This window comes from Larkinella sp. C7, assembly GCF_006149005.1.
In the GTDB taxonomy this organism is placed as follows: Bacteria; Bacteroidota; Bacteroidia; order Cytophagales; family Spirosomataceae; genus Larkinella.
On sequence record NZ_VBSL01000022.1, the window covers coordinates 73,083 to 82,689 of the forward strand.

At 52.0% G+C, this 9,607-nt stretch carries 9 protein-coding genes and 1 tRNA gene; 8 read left to right on the forward strand and 2 right to left on the reverse strand.

Translation table 11 applies throughout. The features are described 5' to 3' along the window. Window positions 1-23: 23 nt before the first annotated feature. The 8 genes from FH871_RS29585 (at window position 24) to FH871_RS29620 (ending at window position 9,172) form a co-directional block, all read left to right on the forward strand. Window positions 24-1,292 carry a mandelate racemase/muconate lactonizing enzyme family protein gene (locus FH871_RS29585; RefSeq protein WP_138994960.1) on the forward strand — a complete coding sequence of 423 codons (1,269 nt, stop codon included), beginning with the start codon at window positions 24-26 and terminating at the stop codon, window positions 1,290-1,292. A 100-nt stretch (window positions 1,293-1,392) separates the two neighbouring features. Next, on the forward strand, window positions 1,393-2,604 hold the full coding sequence (uxuA, locus tag FH871_RS29590; RefSeq protein WP_138994961.1) for a mannonate dehydratase: 1,212 nt from the start codon (window positions 1,393-1,395) through the stop codon (window positions 2,602-2,604). Window positions 2,605-2,702: 98 nt separating this feature from the next. Beyond that, window positions 2,703-4,796 carry an alpha-glucuronidase family glycosyl hydrolase gene (locus FH871_RS29595; protein WP_138994962.1) on the forward strand — a complete coding sequence of 698 codons (2,094 nt, stop codon included), beginning with the start codon at window positions 2,703-2,705 and terminating at the stop codon, window positions 4,794-4,796. Window positions 4,797-4,820: 24 nt separating this feature from the next. Beyond that, window positions 4,821-5,603 (forward strand): SDR family NAD(P)-dependent oxidoreductase, encoded by a 783-nt coding sequence (locus FH871_RS29600; protein WP_138994963.1) that lies wholly within the window; start codon window positions 4,821-4,823, stop codon window positions 5,601-5,603. Window positions 5,604-5,648: 45 nt separating this feature from the next. Beyond that, on the forward strand, window positions 5,649-6,521 hold the full coding sequence (locus tag FH871_RS29605; RefSeq protein ID WP_138994964.1) for a sugar phosphate isomerase/epimerase: 873 nt from the start codon (window positions 5,649-5,651) through the stop codon (window positions 6,519-6,521). A gap of 103 nt (window positions 6,522-6,624) precedes the next feature. Next, the gene (locus FH871_RS29610; RefSeq protein ID WP_138994965.1) at window positions 6,625-8,013 is read left to right on the forward strand and encodes an enolase C-terminal domain-like protein; all 1,389 of its coding nucleotides are present in this window, start codon (window positions 6,625-6,627) and stop codon (window positions 8,011-8,013) included. Window positions 8,014-8,090: 77 nt separating this feature from the next. Continuing rightward, window positions 8,091-8,522 (forward strand): response regulator transcription factor, encoded by a 432-nt coding sequence (locus tag FH871_RS34085; protein ID WP_305036591.1) that lies wholly within the window; start codon window positions 8,091-8,093, stop codon window positions 8,520-8,522. A gap of 116 nt (window positions 8,523-8,638) precedes the next feature. Beyond that, window positions 8,639-9,172: a DUF4199 domain-containing protein gene (locus FH871_RS29620; protein ID WP_138994967.1), complete on the forward strand. Its 534-nt coding sequence runs from the start codon at window positions 8,639-8,641 to the stop codon at window positions 9,170-9,172. Between the two features lie 46 nt (window positions 9,173-9,218). On the opposite strand, the gene FH871_RS29625 is transcribed toward FH871_RS29620, so the two are convergent. Together FH871_RS29625 and FH871_RS29630 are read right to left on the reverse strand one after the other, a co-directional pair. Beyond that, window positions 9,219-9,292 (reverse strand) — tRNA-Pro (locus tag FH871_RS29625). 111 nt (window positions 9,293-9,403) lie between these two features. After that, the coding region (locus tag FH871_RS29630) for a hypothetical protein (protein WP_138994968.1) at window positions 9,404-9,607 on the reverse strand (204 nt) is incomplete at its 5' end.

Sequence of the window (9,607 nt, forward strand, 5' to 3'; positions counted from 1 at the left end):
CTTTTCCTTACACACCTCAACTCATGACCTCACGAAGATCTTTCCTGACGAAAAGTGCCATTGCCAGTGTGTTTGCCGCCACCGCCAGCTATGGCAACGGCCTGGAAACCGCCATCGAGCGAACCCCGATGTCCTCAGCACCCTCGGATCTAAAAATCACCGACATCAAATGCGGTTTTATTCGCGGTGGACACAGTCTGTTTGTCAAAATTCACACCAACCAGGGCATCTGGGGTTGCGGAGAAGGCGTCGATGCCACGCCCGGAACCTACCATCTGGTGAAACTGATGGCCGAGCGCATCAAGGGCAAAAGCCCGCTGAATGTCAACCGCCTGTTTGAAGACATCCGCCGGTCCGGTTTTTTTGAAGGTGCTCAGGCCGGGATGTTCATTGCGGTTTTGTCCGCCGTCGAAACCGCCCTGTGGGATCTGGCCGGGAAAGCCCTCGGACTGCCCGTTTACCAATTATTAGGCGGTAAATACCGGGACCGAATCCGGGTTTATTGCGATACGGGAACCTACCGGGATACGGACAAAAGCACAAACAACTTCGCCCAAAGTGCCGTCGAAGCCGTTAAAATGGGCTTTAACGCCGTGAAATACGACATCGATGAAGCCGGTGATCCCAACAAATACGACCGCTACAACTGGACGGCCAGCCCCGGCGAACTGGAGCGGATGTATAACCAGATTGCCGCCGTTCGAAAAGCCGTTGGCCCCAAGATCGATATTTGCGTCGATATGCATGGGCGGTATGACATGACGACGGGCAAACGGGTGGCCAAGATGATGGAACCGCTGAACCTGATGTTTCTGGAAGAACCGATTCCGGCCGAAAACGTCGACGCCTACAAGATCATTTCCGAATCGACCAGCACGCCCATTTGCGCGGGTGAAAACCATTACCTGGCCCACGGTTTCCGGCGGATGCTGGAAATTGGCGCGGTAGACATCATTATGCCCGATTTGCAGAAAGCCGGTGGTCTGGGCGAAGGTCAGCGCATTGCCAACCTGGCCAACCTGTATTACGTGCCGTTTGCGCCCCACATGGTGGCGTCGTATCTGGGCGCGATGGCTTCCAGCCACGTTTGCGCGTCGGTACCGAACTTCATGATTCTGGAATGGCAGATTTATTTCCACGAAGATCCGATGTTCAAGGAAATTGTCACCATCGACGGGCCGATGGTCAAAGACGGTTTTATTCCGCTATCCGAAAAACCGGGTATTGGCGTGGAAATCAACGAAGCGGGCATGAAAAAATACGCTCCGAAAGACGTGCCTTTCTTTGTGTAATCCATGAAAAACGCATCCTTAACACCGTAAAAGAGGCTGAAATTTCGTCATTTTTAGCCTCCTTTACGGTGTTAAACGTAAAACAAACAATAGTGTAGGAATGGGAATGCTACAAACCATGCGGTGGTTCGGGCCGCACGACCCGGTTTCGCTGATGGATATTCGTCAGGCCGGTTGCAGCGGTATTGTGACGGCTTTGCACCAGATTCCGGTCGGCGATGTCTGGCCGGTGGAAGAAATTGAAAAACGGAAACAGCTTATCGAAGCCGACAACGGGCGGTATTCGTCCCTGCATTGGGCGGTGGTCGAAAGTTTGCCGGTTCACGAAGACATCAAAAAGGGCCGGCCCACCCGTGCACGGTATATCGATGCCTATAAACAGTCGCTGCACAACCTGGCTGCTTGCGGTATCCATACCGTTTGCTACAATTTCATGCCGGTTCTGGATTGGTCACGCACCAATTTGAACTACGAAATGCCCGACGGTTCGCGGGCGTTGCGGTTCGTGTGGGAAGATTTTGCGGTTTTTGACCTGTGCATTCTGAAACGATCGGGTGCCGAAGCGGATTACGAAGTGGACGTGATTCAGAGCGCCCGGGCGAAATTTACCCAAATGACACCGGAACAAATCACCGAATTGAGTAACATCGTTCTGCTCGGTTTGCCCGGCTCCGAAGAAGCATTTACGCTGGCGACGTTTCAGGGTTTGCTGGACGAATACGCTGCGATTGGTGATCGTGAATTGCGGGAAAATCTTTATTATTTTATCCGGGAAGTGGCTCCGGTCGCCGAATCGGTCGGCATCAATCTGTGCATTCACCCCGACGATCCGCCGAGACCATTGCTGGGACTGCCTCGCGTCGTGAGCACCGAAGCCGATCTGGCGGAATTGATGGCGGCTTCCGACGTGACGGCCAACGGCATTACCTTCTGCACCGGTTCGCTGGGAATTCGCCCGGACAACGACCTGCCGGGCATGATCCGGCGGTTTGGCAGCCGGATTCATTTTATTCACCTCCGAACGACCAAACGCGAAGACAATCCACGCAATTTTCACGAAGCCGACCACCTGGCGGGCGACGTGGATATGTATGCCGTGGTGAAAGAAATTGTGCTGGAGCAACAACGGCGGGCAAAAACCGAAGTGGGCGTAACCGGGATTCCGATGCGCCCGGACCACGGCCACCAGATGCTCGACGATTTGCACAAAAAAACCTATCCCGGTTATTCGGCGATTGGCCGACTGCGGGGGCTTGCTGAATTGAGGGGATTGGAGTTAGGGATTGTGAGGTCGTTGAAGGATAAAAATTAAATTATTTCACAGAGTTTATCAGAGAAAATCAGAGGTAATCGGAGCCTCTGCGTACCTCTAATTTTCTCTGATAAACTCTGTGAAACAATTCTTAAACCATGAATTACAAAATAGTATTCCTATTTCTATTCTCCACGCTTTGCAGAGCCGACGACGGCTATCGCTTGTGGCTGAAATACGACCCGATCAAAGACGCCGGAAAACGGGCTGCCTACGCCCGTTCCACGCAGTTTATCGTTCTGAACAGCACCAGCCCGGTTTTGAAAACAGCCGCCGAAGAATTGCAAAACGGTTTGCAGGGATTACTGGAACAAACCGTACCAATCGTTTCCAGTGCCGGAGGCAAAACCGGTGGTATTATCCTGACAGTCAACCCAAACCAGCCGCAACTTAACGAAGAAGGGTATCAAATTCTAAACCGCCAGAATATCATCACCATTACCGGAAAAACCGACTCCGGGGTTCTGTACGGCGTTTTTGCCTTGCTGCGTCACCTGCAAACCCGGCAGCCCATCGCCCAACTGTCGCTGACCAGCAGTCCGAAAATACAGCATCGGATGCTCAACCATTGGGACAATACGGATGCTTCCATCGAACGGGGCTACGCCGGGGAGTCGCTCTGGAAATGGTATGAACTGCCCGAACGCATCGACCCGCGCTACAAGGAGTATGCCCGTGCCAACGCGTCGATCGGCATCAACGGAACCGTCGTCAATAACGTGAATGCCAGTTCCCGGTTTCTGACCGCCGAATATTTGCAGAAAGTGGCCGCGCTGGCGAATGTCTTTCGCCCCTACGGTATCAAGATTTACCTCTCCGTTTATTTTCCGGCCCCAAAAACCATCGGGGGCTTAAGAACCGCCGACCCGCTTGACCCCGAAGTGAACCAATGGTGGGCCGATAAAGCGAATGAAATTTATAAATCCATCCCGGATTTTGGCGGTTTTCTGGTGAAGGCCAACTCAGAAGGGCAACCCGGCCCGCAGGATTATGGCCGAAACCACGCCGATGGGGCCAACATGCTCGCCAAGGCTTTGGCTCCTCACAAGGGCATTGTGATCTGGCGGGCGTTTGTCTACAAAGCCGACGGGAAAGCCGACCGTTTCAAAGCGGCTTATGACGAATTCAAGCCGCTGGACGGCCAGTTTGAGAAAAACGTGATTGTTCAGGTCAAAAACGGGCCGATTGATTTCCAGCCCCGCGAGCCGTTTTCTCCCATTTTTGGCATGATGCCCAAAACACCACTGGGCATGGAATTTCAGCTTACGCAGGAATACCTCGGCTTTGCGACCCATCTGGTGTACGAAGCCCCGATTTTCAAGGAATGTCTGGATTCGGATACGTACGTGAGCGGAAAAGGCTCAACCGTCGCGAAGGTTATTGACGGCAGTCTCCATGAGTATAAGATGACCGCCATTGCCGGGGTGGCCAATACCGGCTCCGACCGGAACTGGACGGGGCATCCGCTGGCGCAGGCCAACTGGTATGCCTTCGGACGGCTGGCCTGGGACCACGCGCTTTCCGCAGAAGCTCTTGCGAATGAATGGGTTACGATGACATTGACAACCGAACCGACTTCCGTAAAAACCGTCACGGATCTGCTGCTTAAGTCGCGGGAGATTTACGTCAATTACAACACGCCACTGGGCCTCTCGCGTCCCTGGACGGGCGTTCACTTTGCGCCGGAACCCTGGCAAAACCGCAGTTCGCGCCCCGACTGGACCGCAATTTATTACCACCGCGCCGATTCGGTTGGTCTGGGCTTCGACCGGACAGCAACCGGCAGCAACGCTTTGGCCCAATACCGCCCTGAAGTGCAACGCCAGTGGAATAATCCGGAAACCTGCCCACTCCCCTATCTGCTCTGGTTTCACCACATTGCGTGGACAAAAAAATTAAGCACCGGCCGGTCGCTCTGGGATGAACTTTGCACCCGGTTTTATACCGGCGCAGATTCCGTCGGCTGGATGCAAAAGCAGTGGGCATCGGTCAAAAAAGACATCGATCCCGAGACGTTTGCCAGTGTTTCGGGGCGGCTGGCGACCCAGCAGAAAGAAGCGCTCTGGTGGCGCGATGCCTGGGTGTTGTATCTCCAGGAATTTGCGAAACAACCCATTCCGGCGCCGTTTAAAAAACCGGAGCGGACGCTGAAGGACGTCAAAGAATTAGTGAATATTTATCAATTGCGGTAACGCCATTTAACTACGAATAATCACGTGCAGCCAACAGAGAATCAACCCAATCAAAGTGTATTTTCGTTAGCAGGAAAACTGGCCCTGATTACGGGCGGAGGAACCGGTATCGGTTTTGACATGGCCCGCTGCATGGTGCAGGCTGGCGCCACAGTCGTTATCACCGGACGCCGGGAAGAACCGTTGCGGGAAGCCGTTGAGAAACTGGGCAAAACCGCTCATTATTTCATCAACGACGTATCCGAACTAACCGCTTTGGATGCGTTGGTCGAACAGATTGAAACCACGCTCGCTCCCATCGATATTCTGGTCAACAATGCGGGCATCAACCTGAAAAAACCAGCGTTGGAAGTAACGGATGAGGAGTTCAACCGCATTATTCAAACCAACCTGAGCGCGGTTTTTGCGCTCACCCGGGCCTGCGCCCGGCGCATGGTGCCCCGGCGCAGCGGTTCCATTCTGATGATTTCGTCGATGGCGGCCTATTACGGCATCGACCGTGTGGCGGCCTATGCGGCTTCCAAATCAGGGGTCGAGGGCATGGTGAAAGTGCTGGCGTCGGAATTTTCACCGCACAACGTTCGGGTCAATGCCATTGCGCCGGGCTTTATTGAAACGGAAATGAGCAAAAAAGCGATGGGTGGTGACCCCGACCGGCGCGACCGCGCCATGCGCCGGACCCCAATGGGGCATTTTGGCAAACCGGAAGACATCGGACATGCCGCCGTTTTTCTGTCGTCCGATGCGGCCCGCTATATTACGGGTGTCTCGTTGCCCGTCGATGGCGGCAATTCGATTGGGTTCTAGCATAAGACATTTTCGCTCATTCACTCTTTCGCCCTTCCTTTTCCCATGAAAAAAATAACCCGAAAAACTTTTATCGAGGATCTTTCGCTGTTTGCTGGCGTCGCCTTGCTGCCGGGAACCGCTTTCGCTTCGCCCGACCGGAAAAAATCGAAGATGAAACTCGGAATGGTCACTTATTTATGGGGGAAAGACTGGGATGTTCCGACCCTGATCAAAAATTGCACAACGGCGGGCATTACCGGGGCCGAATTGCGGGTGGAACACGCTCACGGTGTGATGCCGAACCTCTCGGCCGCCGAACGGCTGGACGTGAAAAAGAAATTCGCCGACAGCCCGGTTCAGATTGTGGGTTTGGGGACAAACCAGCAATACGACTATCCGGACCAGAACCAGTTGCGCCAATCCATCGAGCGAACCAAAGAGTTTATTCGACTCAGTGCCGATGTGGGCGGTTCGGGGGTCAAAGTAAAACCCAACGCGCTGCACAAAGACGTTCCGACCGAAAAAACACTGGCTCAGATTGGTGAGTCGCTCAACGAACTGGCGAAGTATGCGGCTGATTTGGGGCAACAACTCCGGCTGGAAGTCCACGGCAACGAAACCCAGGAATTACCAAATATCAAAACCATCATGGACCACGCGCCCAACCGCAACGCCACGGTTTGCTGGAACAGTAACAAGCAGGATTTCAACGGGAAAGGCCTGGAATACAATTTCAATCTGGTAAAAGACCGGTTCGGCGACACGGTCCACGTCCGCGAGTTCAACGATCCGACGTATCCGTATCAGCAATTACTGGATTGGTTCGCTAAAATGAATTACAAAGGCTGGATTCTGCTCGAATGCCACACCAATCCGGCGGATAAAGTCGCTTCCCTGATTGAGCAGCGGCAGCTTTTTGAGAAAATGACAGCCTAATCTTGATGGGAACGCGGATTGAACGGATACAACGGATTTTCACAGATAAAATCAGTTTTGATCCGTTCAATCCGCGTTCCCATCAAAACCGTAGACAGAAAATATGAATCGCCGTGAATTTGTGGGTCATACGGGATCGCTTCTGGCGGTGGGTACGACCGGTTTTTCGAGGAAACTTACTGACATGATGGCTGGCCAAAAACCACTGGCGAAGATTCGCATTCGGAACGTCAATTCTAATTTTGAGCGGGAGCCGCTGAATCCGTACCGGTTCAAGGGAAGTGCCATTACGGATAGCTGGCAGGCGATCTCGCTGCTGGAATCGGATTCCGGTATTCGCAAAATCGGCCTCGGAACGCAGGGCGTGCTTTGGTCGGATTCCAGCGTGTTTGCCGCTCACTCCGAAAGCGCCGGCAACGCCCTGATGTATGCGATGACCGAGCGGGCTTTGCAACTCATCAAAGGCACTTCGTTCACCACGCCCGTCGATTTGCTGGACACCATTCTGCCCGAAGTTCTGTCCTATGGGAAACAGATTACCCGCAACCCCGATTTGCGCAAAACCTTCGCCCTGAATGCCTTGGTTAGTGTCGACAATGCGGCCTGGCTCTTGTACGCGCAGGAAAATAAGATGGCCCGCTTCGACGACATGATTCCGGCGGCCTACAAACCGGGTTTGTCACACCGGCATACGAAGGTCGCCAGCATTCCGTCGTTCAGCGTGGGCACCACCGCCGAACGGATCAAGACAGCCGCCGACGAAGGTTATTTTATCATGAAGCTGAAAACCGGGTCGGCCGGAACGCAGTCGGAAATGATCGAGAAGGACATTGCTTTTTTGACGGCGGTTCACAAAGCCATCGGGCATTACGAAACGCCCTATACCAAAACCGGCAAAATACCGTATTACTTCGATGCCAACGGACGTTACGAAAAGAAGGAAACGCTGCTCCGGTTTCTGGATCACGCCAAAAAAATCGGTGCTTTCGATCAGATTGCGGTGATTGAAGAACCCTTTGAGGAGAATAATGACGTGTTTGTCGGGGATCTGGGCGTGCGGGTTGCCGCCGACGAAAGTGCGCATACGGTGGAAGATGCCGCCCGCCGGATTGAGCAGGGTTATTCGGCCATTGCCGTGAAAGCCATTGCCAAAACGCTCAGCATGACGATGAAAATCACGCAGTTGGCGTATGAAAAGAAGATTCCCTGCTTTTGTGCTGACCTGACTGTTAATCCGATTCTGGTCGACTGGAACAAATCCGTGGCGGCCCGGCTACCGCCTTTCCCCGGCATGACGGTCGGTTTGCAGGAAACCAACGGCCACCAGTATTACAAAAACTGGAACACCATGATGGGCTATCACCCCAAAGCCGCAGCGTCCTGGACCCAGACCCAAAAAGGCGTTTACCTCACCGATGCTTCGTTTTACGAACAAAGCGCGGGCATTTTCGACCCTTCGGCACATTATGAAGCGGTTTTTGCCGATAAATAAAGGCCTGTAAATGACAGAGATGATCTACTTTCCTTTGATTCATGGTGAATTTTATAAAGCAAAATAAGCTCATCCTGTTGTATGGCGTTTCGCTGGCGTTGCTGCTGTTTTTCTTAAAATGGCTCGAAATGCGATTGTTAATTATTAACCATACGTTTGAAATTTATATTGGTGCGATTGCTATTTTATTTACAGGCCTGGGAATCTGGCTGGCATTGAAATTAATTAATCCTAAAATAGAAACCGTCGTTATCGAAAAATCCGTTTATGTAAATACCCCCGATTTTAGTGTAAATGAAACTGAACGGACCAAAGTGGGTTTGAGTAAACGTGAACTGGAAGTACTGCAATTGATCGCCGAGGGACTGAGTAATCAGGAAATTGCATCGCGCCTGTTTGTTTCCCTGAATACCGTTAAAACCCACTCATCGAAAGTGCTTGAAAAACTGGAGGTTAAACGCCGGACTCAGGCCATTGAAAAAGCAAAGCGACTCAGCCTGATTCCCTGATCCATCTCCTGCCAAAGCATGATTTTTCGGGATTCTCCGAAAAATCACCCGAAAGAATGACTGGGGAATTCTCCGGTCTGCTCAATTTTGTGCAAACCAACGCTACACTCCATTTCATGAAAAAGATCGTACTGGTCAGCGGGCTGATTGCCGGTATTATTCTCACCTCCGTGATGGCCGTCTCCACGGCAGTGTGTTACACCACCAATCAGTATGAAGGCAACATGGTTCTGGGCTATGCCTCCATGATCCTTGCTTTCTCGCTCATTTTTGTCGGCGTAAAAAATTTCCGGGACAACTATAACAACCGGGTTATTTCGTTCGGAAAAGCGTTTAAAATCGGGCTGTATATTACCTTGATTGCTTCAACTATGTACGTACTTAGCTGGTTGGTCGAATATTATTTCTTCATTCCGGATTTCATGGAGAAATATATTGCCCATGCGGTCAATCAAGCTAAAATTGAGGGGGCCAGTCAGCTTGAACTGGATAAAAAGGCAGCGGAATTCAGCGATTATAAAGAGATGTACAAGACTCCGGTTGGCGTTATCTTACTCACTTATCTCGAAGTTTTACCAGTTGGTTTAATCATTTCACTGATCTGTGCTTTGTTGTTAAAAAGAAAGAATCAACCCATGCAAGCCGCATAACAAAAAAAGGCAGTTAGATTGCTCTAACTGCCTTTTGGCCCACCAGTCGGGATGGCGGGATTCGAACCCACGACCCCTTGCACCCCATGCAAGTACACTACCTGGCTGTGCTACATCCCGAATCGGGTGCAAACTTAATGAATAATGAATAATGAACAATGAATCGCCCCGAAAGAATCTTGATTTACCCCTAAATTCTCCCGGAGCCGTCTCATTGTTCAGTATTCCGCGTTAATTCTTATTCGCTCCTCCCTGCCGGGCGGGTGGCTGCGTCGTCTGCTGCTGTTGCTGCATCGGATTCGGACCCTGTGGCGCGAATGGACTGCGTTGCTGCTTGTAAAGCTGAAAACGCGTCGGCTTCGAAACCCGGGGGAACGAATTATTTTCGGCATCGATGTCGGCGATTTCCTGGAATGGATCGAGCGTCCACTGCGT

Bases quoted from the DNA above. Each gene is read 5' to 3' on its own strand.
- FH871_RS29610 (WP_138994965.1), top strand. From the start codon at position 6,625: ATGAATCGCCGTGAATTTGTGGGTCATACGGGATCGCTTCTGGCGGTG.
- FH871_RS29595 (WP_138994962.1), top strand. From the start codon at position 2,703: ATGAATTACAAAATAGTATTCCTATTTCTATTCTCCACGCTTTGCAGA.
- FH871_RS29620 (WP_138994967.1), top strand. From the start codon at position 8,639: ATGAAAAAGATCGTACTGGTCAGCGGGCTGATTGCCGGTATTATTCTC.
- FH871_RS29605 (WP_138994964.1), top strand. From the start codon at position 5,649: ATGAAAAAAATAACCCGAAAAACTTTTATCGAGGATCTTTCGCTGTTT.
- uxuA (WP_138994961.1), top strand. From the start codon at position 1,393: ATGGGAATGCTACAAACCATGCGGTGGTTCGGGCCGCACGACCCGGTT.
- FH871_RS29585 (WP_138994960.1), top strand. From the start codon at position 24: ATGACCTCACGAAGATCTTTCCTGACGAAAAGTGCCATTGCCAGTGTG.